Annotated in this window: 1 protein-coding gene; it reads left to right on the top strand. The window is 32.6% G+C overall.

Translation table 11 applies throughout. From position 1 onward, the window contains the following. The coding region (locus tag QMG30_RS24780; RefSeq protein WP_281819907.1) for a hypothetical protein at positions 1–665 on the top strand (665 nt) is incomplete at both ends.

The raw sequence follows: 665 nt of genomic DNA, 5'->3' as shown, positions 1-665 counted from the left end.
TAATGGATAAAAATATAAGTTGGTCATTAAAAACGCCAGCAAATGGAGTAAGTATAAATACAGAAACAGGGTTATTGGAAGCAACTAACCAGGCAGATGCAGGAACAGTTACAGTAGTAGCATCTAGCAATGGAATGCATGAAGAAAAAATCGTAACAATAGAAAAAGCAGAACCAGAAGTAACAAATATAATAATTAATGGTGAAAGTATAATAAATGTACCAACAGAAATAACAAGTCCAAATGAAACAGAGTATAAAGGTATAGTAAAAAACCAATACGGAAATGTAATGGATGAAAATATAAGTTGGTCATTAAAAACACCAGTACCAGGAGTAAGTATAAATCCTATAACAGGATTATTGGAAATAACCAACCAAGCAAAAGCGGGAACAGTTGTAGTAGTGGCAACTAGCGATGGACTGCAACAAGAAAAACCAGTAACAATAGAAAAAACAGAACCAGAAGTAACAAATATTATCATAGATGGAGCTAGCAGTATAAATGTACCAACCCAAGAAAATAGTCCAGAAACAATTGATTATAATGCAGTAATAAAAGATCAGTACGGAAATGTGATGGATGAAAATATAAGTTGGTCATTAAAAACGCCAGCAAATGGAGTAAGTATAAATTTAGAGACTGGAGTATTACAAATAACCAAC

Origin of the sequence: Vallitalea longa (genome assembly GCF_027923465.1) — a bacterium.
In the GTDB taxonomy this organism is placed as follows: Bacteria; Bacillota; Clostridia; order Lachnospirales; family Vallitaleaceae; genus Vallitalea; species Vallitalea longa.
Note: the sequence above shows the minus strand (reverse complement) of the source record. Positions and strands in the feature narration are given on the sequence as shown.